Below are 16,148 nucleotides of genomic sequence, written 5' to 3'. Positions count from 1 at the left end.
CGATGATCAGCCCTCGGGGGTCTGCTGGAGCTGGGCCAGGGTCAGCACGTCGCCGCCGATGCCCCAGCCGCCGTCGGCGACTTCCTCGACCACGACCAGGGTGTTGGCGCGGGCCCGTTCGCCGTAGATCTCGGCGTACAGCTCGGTCGTGCGCGTAATGATCTTCTCCTTCTGCTGTGCGTCGAGGGTTCCGGCGGGGACCTTGAAGTTCGCGAAAGGCATGGCGGTTCTCTTTCCGACGGAGGACACGGAGGACACGGGGGACGGCGGGACGGTCCCACCCTGGGCCGGTGTCCCCGCGCCAGCCAGGGCTGTGCCCACCCAGGGGTTGCCGTCCCCTGGCTCCGCACCCCGGCGCACGCGACGATGAGCGGCGTGAACCACGCGCAGCTCGCCGCATTCCTCAAATCCCGGCGCGACCGGATCCGCCCGGCCGACGTCGGGCTGACCGCCGGTCCGCGGCGCCGGGTGCCCGGTCTGCGGCGCGAGGAGGTCGCCCAACTGGCCGGGCTCTCCGCGGACTACTACACGGAGCTGGAACGCGGACGCGGCGCCCAGCCCTCGACCCAGGTGCTGGCCGCCCTCGCCCGCGCGCTGCGCTTGAACGGCGACGCGCGCGACCACTTGTTCCACCTCGCCGACCGCCGCGTACCCCCCGCGGCCCACGGACCGGCCGCGCACGTCCAGCCCGCCCTGCTCGGGCTGCTGGACCGGCTCACCACCACCCCCGCGCGGGTCATCACCGACCTCCACGAAACCCTCGTCCAGAACCCGCTGGCCGCCGCGCTCCTCGGTCCGCCCCCGGCCGTACGCGGCCCCGAGGCGAGCTTCGTCCACCGCTGGTTCACCGACCCGGGCGCCCGCGCCCTCTACCCGGCCGAGGATCACCCCCACCACTCCCGGGCCTTCGTCGCCGACCTCCAGGCCGTCGCCGCCCGGCGCGGCCGCGACACCACGGTGGAGCGGATGGTGGCGGAACTACGCCACCGCAGCGAGGAGTTCGCCACCCTCTGGGCCACCCACGACGTCGCCCTCCGGCGGACCGACCACAAACGCATCGTCCATCCCGCCCTGGGGATCATCGAGCTGGACTGCCACACCCTGTTCAGCGAGGATGGCTGCCAACGCCTGCTGTGGTTCACCGCCCCGCCCGGCACCGAAGGCGCCTCACAACTGGAACTCCTCTCCGTCATCGGCACCCAGGACATGAAACGCGAGCGAGCGCACTGACATATGGAGATCGCCGAACTCGTCTTGAAGTACATCGAGGCGCTGGTCTGGCCCGCCGTGACGGTGGGCCTGGTCTGGGGCCTGCGCAACCACATTCGCGACGCGTTCGGGCGGATGACCCGCCTGGAAACTCCGGCGGGCGCGATCGAGTTCGAGACGCAGGCACGGCAAGTGCTGAGCCAGGCGGAGGAAGTGGCGATCGCCGACTCACCGGGGCCCTACGCCCCGGGGGTGCCCGCGCAGGCTCCTCAGCCCTGGTCGCGGTACCCCGCCCCGGGTGGGGCGGCGCCGACCCCGGACCGCGTGGAGGAGGGGCTCGGCCCTTCCGCCCGCGACGAAGCGCCGCCACCGGCGGGACAGCCACAGCCCGCGCAGCCACCGCAGGGGGCACCGCCCGGGGGCCCGTGGGCTCCTCCCCCGTACGCGCAGCCGGACACGGTCGACGCGGCGGCGCCGCCCTGGCGTGAACAGCTCCGGGACGCCCGGGCCTTGGTCGACGCATCCCCCGTCGGCGCCATCATGACGGCGTGGAACGCGTTGCAGAGCGTGCCGAAAGGGCGTCCTGCCACCCATTACGGCCGGGCTCCTCGATCAGCTGCGCCTGCTGCGCAACAAGGCCATGCAAAAAAAACCGAAACCGTCACGCCCGCCGCCGCCCGGACCTACATCGAAAGCTGCCTTCAAGCCGCCCAGCTGGTCGAAAAATCGAGGTGACCCTGACCGCCCGGACCCGAGAAGCGGTCTTTACGTCGCCAGGAGTCTGCGCAGCCACACCAGCCGCGCCGCCCGCGCGTCGCGGGAGACGGCGGCGTGCGGGGCCATACCGCTGAAACCGTGGAACGCGCCGGGCCAGACGTGCAGTTCGGCCCGTCCCCCGGCGCGCCACAGGCGGCTGGCGTAGTCGACGTCCTCGTCGCGGAAGGTCTCCGCGGAGCCCACGTCGATGAACGCGGGCGGGAGCCCGGACAGGTCGGTCGCGCGGGCGGGTGCGGCGTACGGCGAGACGTCGTCCGTGCCGCGGGCGGCGCCGAGCAGCGCGGTCCAACCGGCCTCGTTGGAGGCCCTGTCCCACACCCCGATGCCGGTCATCTGGTGGGCGGACGGGGTGTCGTTACGGTCGTCCAGCATCGGGCACATCAGCAGCTGCCCGAACAGGGCCGGGCCACCTCGGTCGCGCGCCATCAGGGTGACGGCCGCCGCGAGCCCACCGCCCGCGCTGCCACCGGCGACGACGATGCGCTCCCGGTCGACGCCCAGCTCCTCGGCGTGCTCCGCGGTCCAGCGCAGACCGGCGTAGCAGTCCTCGACCGGCCCCGGATGCGGTGTCCCGGGCGCCAGGCGGTACTCGACGGACACCACGGCCAGCCCCAGCTCCTCGGCGAGGTCGAGCATGTCGGGCATGCCGGTCCGGTTGTCGCCGACCATCATGCCGCCGCCGTGGATGTGGTAGAGCGCCGGTGTCGGGGTGGTCGCGCGGGCCGGGCGGCAGATCAGCAGCGACACCTCCGGCGCACCCGCCGGACCCGGAACGGACCGCTCCGCGACCCGGAAGAACCCACCACGCTCCAGGTCCGCGTCCGTCACCGGTGCCATCCCGGGCACGTCCTCGGGCGGCGTCTCACCCGGGTCGGCCCCGGAGCCGCCCGTCGGCAGGATCTGCGTGATGACCGCGAGTGCCGCGGCGAGTTCCGGATCGAACGGCGGCGGTGGCCCGATGGGCGCCGTGTCCGCCGGGTCGGGGGATGTGTTCCGCATGGAGGGCTCCCGGGGTCGCAGAAGGAGGATCCCCCGTCGTCGGCCGCCCACTGCTCGAAGATCAGCCGCCGCGCAGTGGAGTCTACCGGTGGCGTCCGCTGTCCGGGCTTGCCCCGAAACAGCCGCCCTGACCAGGCCGGCGGCCGCCGAGCTGGAGCCCTTCGCCAGAAAATGGCGCGCCACTGCGACATCGTGCAGGAGGGGCGTGTGTGAGGGCGCCCGCCCCGCCGCTTCGCCCCCTGGCGGGCCGAACCCGCTGCCCCGGCACGCTCGTGGCCGGGGCAGCGGGGCGCTGATGATCGCGCGGCGGATGTCGCCCGCGGGTCAGACCTGCATCTCGCCGCCGTCGACGTACAGGTCGGCTCCGAGTATGAAGCTGCTCTGCTCGGAAGCGAGGAACGCCACCGCGTTGGCGACCTCTTCCGGGCGCCCGATCCGGCCGAGCGGGACACGCGCGGCGAATTGTGACTTGATGGCGGCCGCGTCCTCCCCCGTACCGGCCAGGCCGTCGGCGGCAGGGGTGTCGATGGTGCCCGGGGAGACCACGTTGACCCGGATGTTCCGGCCCTTGAGCTCGTTGGCCCAGGTCCGGGCGAAGGACCGGACCGCCGCCTTGGAGGCCGCGTACGCACCGAACGCCTCGACACCGTCACCGGCGCGCACCGAGGAGTTAAGGATCACCGATGCGCCGTCGTTGAGCAGCGGCAGCGCCTTCTGCACCGTGAACACCGTGCCCCGGACGTTGACGCCGAAGGTCTCGTCCACGTGCTCCTCGGTGATCTGCTCCAGCGTGGCGAACGACGCGGTGGCGGCGTTGGCGAACAGCACGTCCAGCCCCCGGCCCCGGGCGCGGACCGCGTCGTAGAGCCGGTCCAGGTCGGCCGGGTCGGAGATGTCGCCCGCCACCGCGGTGGCCCTCGCCGAGCCGATGGTCTCCACGGCCGCGTCCAGCACGGTCTTGCGCCGCCCGGTGATGAACACGTGCGCGCCCTCGTCTGCCAGCCGAACGGCGGTGGCCAGGCCGATCCCGGTGCCGCCGCCGGTGATGACGGCGGTCTTGCCTTCCATCTGTCCCATGGTGAATGACCTCCACGAATTTCCGTACCGATCGATACTGAACGAGACCGTAGCAGAGATCTGCACCGATCAGTACGGAAGAGGTATGATCGGCCACATGGAGACGCGGGGCAGGGCGGCGATCGGCCGACCGAGAGGTTTCGACACCGACGAGGCCCTCGAACAGGCCATGCGGGTCTTCTGGGAACAGGGCTACGAAGGCGCCAGCCTCACCGACCTGACCAACGCCATGGGCATCACCCGCACCAGCATGTACGCGGCGTTCGGCAACAAGGAGGACCTGTTCCGCAAGGCCCTGGAGCGCTACACCGAAGGCCCCGCCTCGTACGGCGCCCGGGCCATGCGGGAGCCCACCGCCCGGCAGGTGGCCACCGCGTTCCTGGGCGGCTCCGTCCGCGCCACGACCGGCCCCGGCCGTCCCGCCGGATGCCTCGGCGTCCAGGGCTCCCTCGCCGCCGGCGACCCCGGACGCAACGCCCGCGACGCCCTCGTCGCCTGGCGCAACGAGGCCGTCTCCCTCCTCCGCGACCGCTTCCAGCAAGCCGTCGACGAAGGCGACTTGTCCCCCGACACCGATCCCGAACTGCTCGCCCGCTACCTCATGACCGTCGCCAACGGCATCGCCGTCCAGGCCTCCGGCGGCGTTCCCCGCGAGGATCTCCAGCAGGTGGCCGACATGGCCCTGCGGAACTGGCCGCCCGCCTGAGTGTTCAAGGCCGGTACGACACCCCGCCGGTAGAGGACAACCTCGGCTGTCACCCCGACAGCTCGTTGTCGTTGCGGTTCAGCGTCGCAGCCAAGGCGTTGGTGTGCTCGCCGTAGAAGCTGTGCTCATGGCGAGAAGACCACAAGTCCAGACCGGCACCATCGGCGGTTGCTTATTCAACGGATGCATGACCCTTTGTGGCCTGTTGCTCGTAACCGTCGTGGGCACCTGGATCTGGCTGGCGACTCAACCAGAGCGTGACGAGGAAAAGGCCCGCGCAGACCTGCGTGAAAACGTCGAAACACGCCGTGAGCGCCTCACTCGAGCCGCGGCTGACGGGGGCTTGCAAGAAGCAGAGATCGCCCAGCTCTTCCCTCCCACGAAACCGGCCGAGGGTTTGGTCGACATCACGAGGCAAGGCGAATCGATCACCATCACCGCCGGCATGCTCGGTCTTGGACCGCAAAGAGCGTTCATCTTCGGGTACCGGGCCAGTGTGGAAGGGTGTTACGCCTTCCACGTTCCTCCTCCTGCACGCCGAGTCCCGCGTGTATCCGTGCGGCAACTCCCCGATGAGGCATGCGCAGCCAGCACGGCCACGACCCCTCCGAGTGCGCTCACTCGATGACGCGCCGCGGCTTGGCGCCTATCTGGTGACGGGAGGGCCGACCGTACGCCTCGCCGGTGGCCAGGGCCCGGCCCACGTCGTGGCGGGCGGCCGGGAGGCAGTTCTTGTAACCCGGCGGTCGGCCGCATCCGAGCTGCGAAGCCGGGGCTTGGGTGTTGCTCGCTGCCCCAGGTGGCGGGCTCACCGAAAACGTGCCCCGACCCCGGGCAGTCGCGGTGCGCGGCGACGTCGGGCGGCGGTTGGCCGCACCGGACGAGGCGGGCTAGTCGCACACGACATCCCGCGTCGGGCGCTGGCCCGTCGCCAGGAAGTGGGAGACCGTCTGGTCGCCGCAGGCGTTGCCGTTGGCGAGATAGGCGTCGTGGCCGGTGGAGTCCACGGTCACCATGACGGCGCGTCGGCCGAGGGCCTTACGGAGTTCAAGGGCGCCGCTGAGCGGGGTGGCCACGTCACGCCGGTTCTGGATCATGAGGACGGTGGAGGGGCCACGGTCGGTGATCCGTACCGGGGGCTCCTTCGGCGCGTACGGCCAGGCGGCGCACACCGTCACGCCCCTCGGCATCCCCGCGGTCAGCGGGTACGTGGCGCGGCTCTCGGCGACCCCCTTCTCGTACGCGGCCGCGGACCTGGGCCAGGCGACGTCGTTGCAGAAGGTGGCGACACCGGCCGCGATGGCGTTCTGGAGGACCGCGGCGGGCGGCGCCTGGGGGGCGGGCGGCACGGTGCCCTTCCGCGCGGCCAGCATCAGCCGGGCCAGGACGGGATAGTCGTCGGGATCGTAGAGGCTGTCCAGCATCGTCTGGCGGAACACGTTGCCGTTGAGCTCCTCCGGGTTGGCGCCGGGCCATGGGAGGGGCTCACGATCGAGGCGCCCGGCGAGGCCAAGGAAGAGGCGGCGCACCTCGGCCGCGGTCCCGGCCACCCGGTCGGGGTTGCCGGGGCGGGACGCCCACCTGGCGAACTCGGGGAAGGTGTCCTCGGCGCCCACCTCGAACGCCGCGAACCAGGCCCGGTGCACTCGTACGTGGTCGGGGGTGCCGTTGCTGTCCAGTACGAGGCGGTCGGTGCGGTGCGGGAACAGCTCGTTGTAGACGGCGCCGACGTACGTCCCGTACGAGTCGGCCCAGGCGGAGATCTTCCGCTCGCCGAGCGCCGCCCGGATCCGGTCGAGGTCGCGAGCCTCGTTGGCCGTGCTGATGTGCCGCAGCAGCGGGCCGCCGTTGCGAGCGCAGGCTTCCGACATCCGCCGGGCGGTGGTCATGCTCTCCGTCACGGAGCCATCGGGAGCGGGCCAGGGGAAGAGCTTCGTCCGGGCGAGGTCGCCTCGTTGAAGGCCGCAACTCACCGGAGTGGAGCGGCCGTACCCCCGGGGATCGAACCCGATCAGGTCATAGGTGTCGCGCACCTCCTGCGGCAGCTTCTGCCCCTTGTCCGAGGGCTGGTCGAGGCTGCCGCCGCCGGGTCCGCCGGGGATCATGAACAGGGCGCCGCGGCGTGTCTTCGGGTTCTCGGCGGGGATGCGGGAGAACGCAAGGGTGATCTTCTTGCCGCGCGGGTCGGCGTAGTCCATCGGCACCTCGATGGTCGCGCACTCCTGCCGCGGATCGAGGTCCGTCCCCTCGCACGCCGTCCAGTCGAGGTGCGGTGGCCTGGCGGACGCGGCCGTCGAAGCGGACGCCGTAGCGAGGGGTACGGCGAGACTCAGGACGGCGGCGGAGGCGGCGAACAGGGCTGTGATTCGCTTGATCCTCGTCATACGGACGAGCTTCGCCTGCCCCGTCCGTCACCGACATCCCGCCAACTGGACTCTGTGCACGGGGGTTTACCCCACGGGGCCGCTGCGCGGCCGAGCGGTCAGAGGGGCTGGAGCCGGGCGTGCAGGAGGCAGAACTCGTTGCCTTCCGGGTCGACCAGGACGTGCCAGTTCCCGGCGCCGGTCTGACCGACGTCGCCGGGCCTGGCGCCGGCCGCCCGCCTGAGCGTTCAAGGCCGGAACGACACCCCGCCGGTAGAGGACAACCTCGGCGGTTACCCCGACAACTCGTTGTCGTTGCGGACGGACCCCCGCTAACGGCTCGTCGGCGATGGGAGCGGATCAGGCCTTCGGCAGCTGCCACAACTGCGGGAACGCGAGCATGTCGTCGAAGAGGTTGAACGCCGGGTGCTCCATGGTCACGGTGGCGGCGTCGCCGGTGAAGAGTGCGGAACACTTCGCGGCCAGTCGCTCCATGGGCGGCACGTCGGATGGCAGCGGCTTGACCAGGCGGTAACCGAGGGTCGAGTGGAACTGGTAGGTCTCGAAGTCCGCCGCCCGGATCTCCAGCAGGGCGCTCAGCTCCCGTCGGATCGTCCAGAGGGTGTTGAAGGTGGCGTCGTCGGCGGGGGTGAGCTGCATCGTGAAGCTGGCGTCGAAGGGGCCGAACCCCTTGACCTTCATCGTGATCGGGCCCACCGGGGTCAGCGTCGACTCCTGGAGGCGCGCGAGGATCCGCTGGGACACCTCGGAGACGTCCGTGCAGTCAGCGAGCCAGGCCGGGAGTTGCTTGTTGGTGACGGTGTCCTGTGTCGTGGCGTCGAACACCGTCATGTGCATGCTCTGGCGCGGCAGACAGACGTACTGATCGGCGATGGAGGACCGTTTCATGGTCTCGATCGCCTCGGTCTCGGCGTGGAAGAAAGCCGAGTCCTGGGGCACGGGGCAAACAAAAGTGTTGCCACGAAAGCGCTGCGCATTGCCGTCGAGGTCCCACTTCTTGCCGGGCCCGGCGGCCAGCGGCTCGCGCCGCCCGGCGCTCTGCGAGGCGGCAAACGCCGGGGTCGGGGCAATCGCCAGACCGGCAGCGGCGCCGGCGGCGCTGAAGAGGACGCCTCGGCGGTTGGGGGTAGACATGATCGCTCCTGTTGAGTTGGGGCCCGGACAGGCGAAATATGCCGAGGGGGCCTGAACGCGGGATGGCCCCAGGGTTACCCCCAGGCGGAGCCACGTCCGCAATGTGGCGGCGGACCGAGCGGAGCTTCCGGCAGGCTCTCGCCGCCCTCGTCGACGATTGCCGCGCGCAGCGATGTCTTCAGCACACTAGTCGCGTCGTACGGTGATGTGCGCCCAGACCGTCTTGCCGGGGCCACGGCGCTCCTTGACGCCCCAGCGGTCGGCCAGGGCCTCGACCAGGAGCAGGCCACGGCCCTGTTCGTCTACGGAGGTGGGGGCCTTCGGGGTGGGCTGGCGGTCGTGGGTGTCCGATACCTCGATCTCCAGGCGGCCGGTCTCGTGGTCGTACCGCAGGAGCAGGGCGAAGTCCCGGCCGGGGACGCGGCCGTGGAGGACGGCGTTCGCGGCGAGTTCGGCGACGACGAGCACGGCGGCGTCACTGGGACCGACCCCCCAGGAGGCGAACTGGTTCGCGGCCAGCAGCCGCGCGAGCCGGGCCCCACGTCGGGTGGCGGAGAATCGCTGTGCGAACGTACGTACGGTGACGGGGACTTGGCCCTGTGGTGCGGTCATGGGCGGAAGCGTTGCGGTGAGCTTGGGGCTCCGGCCAGGTATGACACCCACCCAGTTTCCGCTGTACCAGTTGACTCGCTGGACCGGGGTAGTCACCGCGCGTGACGATGTACGTATGGGAGCAGACAACAGCGAACCCGAAGTCTCGGACAACCTCAAGACCTTTGGCGCCGTGTTGAAGGCGCTACGGGAGGAGGGCGGCCTGACGCAGGAGCAGTTCGCTCCGCGCGTACGGTACTCGGTGACGTACGTCGCCAAGATGGAGCAGGGTCGCCGCTTCCCGCCGAAGGAACTCGTTCCACGCGTGAAGGACGTCTTGGGCGCCCCCGCTGCTCGCGTCTTGGGCGCGGCGTACCGCACCTTGATGCGGAAAGCTGGCCTCGCCTTGTGGTTCCAGCAGTGGGCGGGCATCGAGGAAGAGGCGGTGACGCTGTACGCGTACGAGTGCCGGGCGATCCCCGGATTGCTGCAGCCCGAGCCCTACATCCGCGCGATATTCGATCGGCGGTTGCCACCAGTCACCGAGGCCCAGCTGGAGCGAGAGGTAGCAGCCCGGCTGGAGCGCCAGCGCCTCCTCACGGAGAGGCCGAACACGGCGTTCAGCTTCATCGTCGAGCAGGCGCCGCTAGGGGCTGTCTGCGGTTGTGATCAATTGGCTTTCAGGAGGCTGCTGATCCAGATGGTCGCTGCGCGGAGATGCAGTCCGGCGAGGTAGCTTTCGGACGTCTTGTCGTAGCGGGTCGCGATGCCTCGCCAGTCCTTCAGCCTGTTGATGGCCCGCTCAACCGTGTTGCGATCGCGGTAGAGATCGGCGTTGTGGGTGACGGGCCTGCCGCCCCGGCTGCCTTTCTTCCTGCGGTTGGCTGCCTGGTCCTTCTTCTCCGGGATGACCGCCTTGATACGGCGTTTGCGCAGGTGGGCGCGGTTGGCGCGGGAGGAGTAGGCCTTGTCGCCGGCCACGGCGGCGGGCCGGGTGCGGGGACGGCCGACGGGTAGACGGACCCGCACCTTGCTCAGGACTGGGATGAACTGGGGGCTGTCGGCGGCCTGCCCGGCGGTCAGAAGGAGCGCCATCGGCCGGCATCGCCGGTCGGCGGCCAGGTGAATTTTGCTGGTCAGCCCGCCGCGGGACCGCCCGAGCAGGGCGGCCTTCAGCCGTGCCCGCCGTCGTAAGCGGATGCGTCGGCGTTCGGCGCGGACCGGATCGATTTCGCCGTCCTGTCCGCCTTGTTCCCCGGACGCTCCCCCTTTTGCGAGGCCGCCTCTTCGAGCGCGGCCAGGGTCTCTTCGCTGACCCGCATGCCGGCCGCGTCGTGATGAGCCCGCGTGGTGGTGGAATCCACGCTGACCAGCGACATGTCGATTTCCTCCCTGCGGACGGCCTCGGCGATCGCCTCTTCCAGCAGGGCCTGGAAAACACCCGCGTCCCGCCATCGCATGAAGCGGTTGTAGACGGTCTGCCAGGCGCCGAACCGCTCGGGCATCTCCCGCCACTGACTGCCGGTGCGGAACCGCCAGATCACCCCCTCGAACTGATCCCGCAGCCGGTCGGGGTACGGGCCGAACCTGCCGACCGGCAGGAATGGCCCGATGAACTCCCACTCTTCGTCCGTGAGTTGCGTACGCGTCACACCACAGTCCTACCGGATCGGCAGGTACCGCCGATCTTGATCACAACTAAAGACAGCCCCTAGAGCGGCACATGGGAGGACCGCAGGTCACCCGGGCCGTCATCGACCACCTTCTGGAGGTCGGACGCCGACGCAACGTCGAGATCCAAATCATGCCGCTACGCCAAGAGGATCACTGCGGCGTCGACGGTCAGATGTACTTGGCTGAGGCTCCGGACCACCAGTGGATCGGCTACACCGAAGGACAGCGTTCGAGCAGCCTGATTACGGCACCGAAAGATGTGAGTGTTCTCCTCCAGCGCTATGGCAAGCTGCGTTCGCAAGCCCTCGATTGCGGGGCCACGGTGAGCTTGCTGAAGCAGATGCGAGGAACGCTATGAGCATGACTGAACGGGACTGGTTCAAGAGCAGCTACAGCGGAAGTGAGGGGGACAACTGCGTCGAGGTCGCCATACGCCCGCACGCCGTGCACATTCGCGACTCCAAGGACACCGACACCGGCCAGCTGGCCATCCCCCACGCGGCCTGGGCCGCCTTCGTCGCGCAGCTCTGAGGAACACCCCGCGCCGCTGCCGCTAAGCTGACCGAAATCGGAGGTGGCGGTGGCGGCGCAGGCGCGTGGGGGGATGGCGGGCGACATCCAGGAGCGCATCAAACGGCTCATCATCGACCGACGCCTCCCCTCCGGCGCACCGTTGCCCACCGAGACGGAGCTGATGGAGCTCCTCGGCGTAAGCCGTAACTCCGTGCGCGAGGCGCTGAAGGCGCTCCAAGCCATGGGCATCGTGGAGATCCGCCACGGCTTCGGCACCTACGTGGGGCCCATGTCGATGGCGCCCATGATCGAGGGGCTGATCTTCCGCACCGTCGCCGGTCACTACCGCGGCGAGGACAGCCTGCTTCAGCTGCTGGAGCTGCGGGAGGCCGTGGAGACGGGGCTGATCGCCCGGTTGGCGGGGCGGATACCCGCCGCGGATCTCCAGACGCTGGACGCGATCACGCGGCAGATGGAGGCGGAGGCGGCCGAAGGGGCCGTACGCGCGGAAACGGATCGCGCCTTTCACGCCGCGCTGTACGGGAGCCTGGACAACACGCTGCTCAGCGAGGTGCTGGAGGCGTTCTGGGACGCGTTCCACCGGGTGCGTACGGACCTGGTCGACGTGCCGACCGACCCCCACGTCACGCTCGCCCAGCACCGCCGCATCCTCCAAGCGGTACGCTCCGGCGACGCCCTACGCGCCGAAGAGGCGATTCGCGACCACTTCTGCAACATTCGCAACAGACTGCGTTCCCCGCATCACGAATAAGCCGTTTTCGCGACCGGCCGCAACGACTCCCCCTTGCGCACCTTTGTCCGAATAAGGGCGCGTTTCGCCTTGCGATCATGCGAGCCCGTTCGAGACCCTGAGCTGGGTGCACCACACACCAACACGCCCTGAAACAGGGGGTGTTGGGGTGCCCCGGGGGGACGCCGGGCGGGAGGGGTCCGGCACACTTTGCGCACAAGCAGAAGGCGGCCATTCCGTATTCGATTCCATTCGACGGATCCGGCCGCTCCACTATCGTGCCCGTACGGCCGTGGGGGGTCGTGCCGGCAAGGAGAACGTGACGACACGCAGCCAGCCCGCGTGCGGGGGGAATGACTCATGACGTCGACGCCGACAGGCGCCCGGCAGCATTCGCATGACCAGCATTCGCATCACCAAGGTTCGTACGACTCGTCCACCACGACGCGCTTACGCATCCCGCGGCAACAGCGATCCCACCGGCGGCGGCCGCTGCCGAAGTACGACTACGAGCACTACAGCAGGCTCGCGGGGCCACTGACCCGGCCCGACCCTGACACCGCCTACCGCGTGCGCTATCGCAGCCTGCTGGCCGACGAGCCGCACCGCATCCGCGCCGCGCTGCTGCTGGGGGCGGCGCCGCTGGTGTCGCTGGGGCTGCTGGTGTGGCTGATCCAGCCCGCGCACTGGACCGAGCGCGACGGCCAGAGCCCGACCATGGCGGTGCTGGACGTCATCATGCTGGTGTCGATCGGGCTGATCGAGCTGTTCCGCACGATGAACGTCGCGTCCAACGCCCACGCGACGCTCGTGGCCCGCGATCCGGTGCCGGTCGTGCCCGAGACGGGGACGAAGGTCGCCTTCATCACCACGTTCGTGCCCGGCAAGGAGCCGATCGAGATGGTGACGAAGACGCTCCAGGCGGCGGTCAGGGTACGCCATCGGGGGGAGCTGGACGTCTGGCTGCTGGACGAGGGCGACGACCTCGAAGTACGAGAGATCTGCGCGCGCCTGGGCGTGCGCCACTTCAGCCGCAAGGGCGTCGAGAAGTGGAACCAGGCCAAGGGCCCGTACCGGGCGAAGACCAAGCACGGCAACTACAACGCCTGGCTGGACGCCCACGGCGACGCGTACGACTTCTTCGCCTCGGTCGACACCGATCACGTTCCGCTGCCGAACTATCTGGAGCGGATGCTCGGTTACTTCCGCGATCCGGACATCGCCTTCGTCGTCGGCCCGCAGGTGTACGGGAATTACGACGCCGCGGTCACCAAGGCCGCCGAGAGCCAGCAGTTCCTGTTCCACGCGCTGATCCAGCGCGCCGGAAACGCGTACCGCGCGCCGATGTTCGTCGGCACCAACAACGCGGTGCGGATCAGCGCCATCAAGGGCATCGGCGGGCTGTACGACTCGATCACCGAGGACATGGCCACCGGCTTCGAGCTGCACCGGCACCGTAACCCTTCCACCGGGCGGAAGTGGGGCTCGGTCTACACGCCGGACGTGCTGGCGGTGGGCGAGGGGCCGAACGCCTGGACGGACTTCTTCACCCAGCAGCTGCGCTGGTCGCGCGGCACGTACGAGACGATCCTGGGGCAGTTCTGGAAGGCACCCTTCTCGCTGCCCGCGGGCAAGCTCTTCAACTACACCCTGATGGTGATCTTCTATCCGATGTCGGCGCTGAACTGGATTCTCGCCGGGATCAGCTGCGCGCTGTTCCTCGGATTCGGGGCGTCCGGCATCCAGATCGATCCCGCCATCTGGATGATGCTGTACGGCAATGCCTCCGCGCTCCAGATCGGCCTCTACGTCTGGAACCGGCGGCACAACGTTTCCCCGCATGAGCCGGAAGGGTCGGGGGGCGTGGCCGGAATGGTGATGTCCGCGATGTCCGCCCCGATTTACGCGCGTTCCCTGATGGATGCCGTACTGCGCCGGAAGAGCCGCTTCGTCGTCACCCCCAAGGGCGACTCATCGAGCCCCGACACCCTCTTCGGGACGTTCCGGATCCATCTTTTCTTCCTGGTGGTCTTCGGCGGGTCGCTCGCCTCTTCCTTCTACTTCGGCCACAGTCATCCAGCGATGACCGTTTGGGCATCACTCGCCCTGGCTATCACAGCCGCTCCGATCATCGCCTGGCGGTGGACCGTCCGCCAGGAGAAACGGACAACGCAGCCCGCTCTTGGGGGACGATAAGACGTGAAGTACCGACCGAGTCGCCGCACCCGCCGCTTCGGAATCGGTGCGGCGGCCGTGACCGTGCTGGCCGGGATGAACGGCCCGGCACTCTACCGATTCAGCTCCGCGCAGTATCACGATTACAAGATCAACCAACCGGAATACAAGGCCGAGAACGGCCACTGGGACGCCGTCAACGTTCCGAAGGAATATCGGATCAATACGATCCACGCCGCCCTGCTGCACACCGGAAAGGTGCTGCTGGTCGCCGGTTCCGGGAACAACGCCAAGAACTTCGACGCCAAGTCCTTCCGCACCGTCCTGTGGGACCCGGAGAAGAACACCTACCGGAACATCCCCACGCCCCAGGACCTCTTCTGCTCCGGGCACAGCCAGCTGCCGGATGGAAAGCTGCTGGTGGCGGGCGGTACGCAGCGGTACGAGAAGCTCAAGGGCGACGTCGAGAAGGCGGGCGGGCTGATGTTCGTCCACAACGAGGACCCGGACAAGCCGAAGACCTTCCCGCCCGGGACGCGCTTCACGGGCAAGGAGAACGGCAAGACGTTCGAGTCCAAGGACCCGGTCCTCGTCCCGCGCGCGAAGAAGAAGACGAACGCCAAGACCGGAAAGGTCACCGTCACCGCCAGCACCGCGCGCGTCTATGTCGAGGCGCGCCGCAAGGGCGAGAAGTACCAGACCGGGACCGAGGACAATTACCGGATCTCCGGGCTGAAGGGCAAGGACCGGCGAAACTTCTACGGCATCGCACAGAAGCTGTCGTTCGACAAGAAGGACTTCCAGGGCATCAAGCAGGCCTATGAATTCGATCCGGAGTCGGAGCGGTACATCACCGTCGACCCGATGAACGAGGCCCGCTGGTATCCGACCCTGACGACCTTGCAGGACGGCAGGGTGCTGTCCGTGTCCGGGCTCGATGAAATCGGCCAGGTCGTGCCGGGCAAGAACGAGATCTACAACCCGAAGACGAAGAAGTGGAAGTATCTGCCGAAGAAGCGCTTCTTCCCCACCTACCCCTCGCTCTTCCTCACCGAGAAGGGCCGCATCTTCTACACCGGGTCGAATGCCGGTTACGGGCCGGACGACAAGGGCCGCACCCCGGGGATCTGGGATCTGAAGAGCAACAAGTTCCAGGTGGTGCCGGGCATCAGCGACCCGAAGCTGCTGGAGACGTCGATGTCGGTCATGCTGCCGCCGGCGCAGGACCAGCGCTTCATGGTGGTGGGCGGCGGCGGGGTCGGCGAGTCCACCCGGTCCACCGCCGGGACCCGGATCGTCGACCTGAAGGACGATCAGCCGCGGTTCAAGGACGGACCGGATCTGTACGAGAAGGTGCGCTATCCGAGCAGCGTCATCCTCCCGGACGACACGGTCCTGACCACCAACGGCTCCGGCGACTACCGGGGGCGCGGCGACACCAACGTACTGAAGGCCGAGCTGTACGACCCGAAGACCAACCGCACCCGCGGGGTCGCCGATCCGCTGGTCGGGCGCAACTACCACTCGGGCGCGCTGCTGCTGCCGGACGGGCGCGTCATGAGCTTCGGCTCCGACTCGCTGTTCCAGGACAAGGCCAACACCAAGCCGGGCGAGTTCCAGCAGCAGATCGACCTCTACACGCCGCCCTACCTGTACCGGGACTCGCGGCCGAAGCTCGCCGCGGAGGGCGGCCCGAAGACGGTCAAGCTGGGCGCCACGGCCACGTACAAGACCGCGCACGCCTCGGCGATCAAAAAGATGCGGCTGATCCGGCCCAGCTCCTTCACCCATGTGACCAACGTCGAGCAGCGGTCGATCGCCCTCGACTTCAAGCGGACGAAGGACGGCATCACGGTGCGCCTGCCGAAGGACCCGTCACTGGTGCCGCCGGGCTACTACATGCTCAACGCGGTCGACGACGAGGGGACGCCGTCGAAGGCGGTATGGGTGAAGGTGCCCGGACGCTAGTCTCCGGGCATGACCAAGGACGTCATAGCCCTCACCCAGCGGATGCCCGACCCCTGGGCCGTACTCGCGGGTCTGTTCTCCGGAGGCCCCGACAAGCTGGTGGACACCACGGGCGAAGGGGCGGTCGTGCAACTCTGCGACGAGCGGGGCCGGCCGCTCGTCTCGGTGGAGGCGCCGCTGCTGATGCAGA

Annotated in this window: 14 protein-coding genes and 4 pseudogenes; 10 read left to right on the top strand and 8 right to left on the bottom strand. The window is 69.1% G+C overall.

The window, feature by feature from the left end; translation table 11 throughout:
• Positions 1–6 precede the first annotated feature (6 nt).
• Positions 7–222: a tautomerase family protein gene (locus SSOG_RS27810; RefSeq protein WP_009717589.1), complete on the bottom strand. Its 216-nt coding sequence runs from the start codon at positions 220–222 to the stop codon at positions 7–9.
• 144 nt (positions 223–366) lie between these two features.
• Here SSOG_RS27810 and SSOG_RS27805 point away from each other — a divergent pair, with 144 nt between their 5' ends.
• Positions 367–1,230, top strand: coding sequence for a helix-turn-helix transcriptional regulator (locus SSOG_RS27805; RefSeq protein WP_009717588.1), 864 nt, complete (start codon positions 367–369; stop codon positions 1,228–1,230).
• A gap of 3 nt (positions 1,231–1,233) precedes the next feature.
• Entirely contained in the window at positions 1,234–1,944 is a 711-nt protein-coding gene (locus SSOG_RS50445) for a hypothetical protein (RefSeq protein ID WP_009717587.1), read from the top strand.
• Between the two features lie 30 nt (positions 1,945–1,974).
• Here the strand turns inward: SSOG_RS50445 and SSOG_RS27795 are convergent, their stop codons facing one another.
• Together SSOG_RS27795 and SSOG_RS27790 are read right to left on the bottom strand one after the other, a co-directional pair.
• A complete protein-coding gene (locus SSOG_RS27795; RefSeq protein WP_009717586.1) occupies positions 1,975–2,985 on the bottom strand; it encodes an alpha/beta hydrolase in 1,011 nt (336 codons plus the stop codon).
• A 324-nt stretch (positions 2,986–3,309) separates the two neighbouring features.
• The gene (locus SSOG_RS27790) at positions 3,310–4,062 is read right to left on the bottom strand and encodes an SDR family oxidoreductase (RefSeq protein WP_009717585.1); all 753 of its coding nucleotides are present in this window, start codon (positions 4,060–4,062) and stop codon (positions 3,310–3,312) included.
• Between the two features lie 97 nt (positions 4,063–4,159).
• Here SSOG_RS27790 and SSOG_RS27785 point away from each other — a divergent pair, with 97 nt between their 5' ends.
• The gene (locus SSOG_RS27785; RefSeq protein ID WP_009717584.1) at positions 4,160–4,768 is read left to right on the top strand and encodes a TetR/AcrR family transcriptional regulator; all 609 of its coding nucleotides are present in this window, start codon (positions 4,160–4,162) and stop codon (positions 4,766–4,768) included.
• Between the two features lie 890 nt (positions 4,769–5,658).
• Here the strand turns inward: SSOG_RS27785 and SSOG_RS27780 are convergent.
• The 4 genes and pseudogenes from SSOG_RS27780 to SSOG_RS27770 form a co-directional block, all read right to left on the bottom strand.
• Entirely contained in the window at positions 5,659–7,152 is a 1,494-nt protein-coding gene (locus SSOG_RS27780) for an alpha/beta hydrolase (RefSeq protein WP_009717583.1), read from the bottom strand.
• Between the two features lie 98 nt (positions 7,153–7,250).
• Positions 7,251–7,367 (bottom strand): annotated as a pseudogene (locus SSOG_RS49045) (VOC family protein); the annotation flags it as partial.
• Between the two features lie 124 nt (positions 7,368–7,491).
• Positions 7,492–8,286, bottom strand: coding sequence for a DUF1868 domain-containing protein (locus tag SSOG_RS27775; protein WP_009717582.1), 795 nt, complete (start codon positions 8,284–8,286; stop codon positions 7,492–7,494).
• Between the two features lie 186 nt (positions 8,287–8,472).
• On the bottom strand, positions 8,473–8,898 hold the full coding sequence (locus SSOG_RS27770) for an ATP-binding protein (protein WP_039938863.1): 426 nt from the start codon (positions 8,896–8,898) through the stop codon (positions 8,473–8,475).
• Positions 8,899–9,013: 115 nt separating this feature from the next.
• Between SSOG_RS27770 and SSOG_RS27765 the strand changes: the two are divergent.
• Positions 9,014–9,527: pseudogene (locus SSOG_RS27765) on the top strand (Scr1 family TA system antitoxin-like transcriptional regulator); the annotation flags it as partial.
• 19 nt (positions 9,528–9,546) lie between these two features.
• On the opposite strand, the pseudogene SSOG_RS49040 reads toward SSOG_RS27765, so the two are convergent.
• Positions 9,547–10,529: pseudogene (locus tag SSOG_RS49040) on the bottom strand (IS5 family transposase).
• Between the two features lie 71 nt (positions 10,530–10,600).
• Between SSOG_RS49040 and SSOG_RS27750 the strand changes: the two are divergent.
• From SSOG_RS27750 to SSOG_RS27730, 6 genes and pseudogenes are all read left to right on the top strand, one after another.
• Positions 10,601–10,909, top strand: coding sequence for a Scr1 family TA system antitoxin-like transcriptional regulator (locus SSOG_RS27750; protein WP_009717579.1), 309 nt, complete (start codon positions 10,601–10,603; stop codon positions 10,907–10,909).
• Positions 10,906–11,082 carry a DUF397 domain-containing protein gene (locus SSOG_RS47705; RefSeq protein ID WP_063631600.1) on the top strand — a complete coding sequence of 59 codons (177 nt, stop codon included), beginning with the start codon at positions 10,906–10,908 and terminating at the stop codon, positions 11,080–11,082. Before SSOG_RS27750 ends, SSOG_RS47705 begins: the two co-directional genes overlap by 4 nt.
• A 73-nt stretch (positions 11,083–11,155) precedes the next feature.
• The gene (locus SSOG_RS27745; protein WP_039938861.1) at positions 11,156–11,836 is read left to right on the top strand and encodes a FadR/GntR family transcriptional regulator; all 681 of its coding nucleotides are present in this window, start codon (positions 11,156–11,158) and stop codon (positions 11,834–11,836) included.
• Between the two features lie 339 nt (positions 11,837–12,175).
• A complete protein-coding gene (locus SSOG_RS27740; RefSeq protein ID WP_009717576.1) occupies positions 12,176–14,011 on the top strand; it encodes a glycosyltransferase family 2 protein in 1,836 nt (611 codons plus the stop codon).
• A gap of 3 nt (positions 14,012–14,014) precedes the next feature.
• Positions 14,015–15,958, top strand: coding sequence for a radical copper oxidase GlxA (gene glxA / locus SSOG_RS27735; RefSeq protein ID WP_009717575.1), 1,944 nt, complete (start codon positions 14,015–14,017; stop codon positions 15,956–15,958).
• Positions 15,959–15,967: 9 nt separating this feature from the next.
• Positions 15,968–16,148: pseudogene (locus SSOG_RS27730) on the top strand (DUF6177 family protein); the annotation flags it as partial.

The sequence above is a fragment of the Streptomyces himastatinicus ATCC 53653 genome, from assembly GCF_000158915.1.
GTDB classification, from domain to species: Bacteria; Actinomycetota; Actinomycetes; order Streptomycetales; family Streptomycetaceae; genus Streptomyces; species Streptomyces himastatinicus.
Note: the sequence above shows the minus strand (reverse complement) of the source record. Positions and strands in the feature narration are given on the sequence as shown.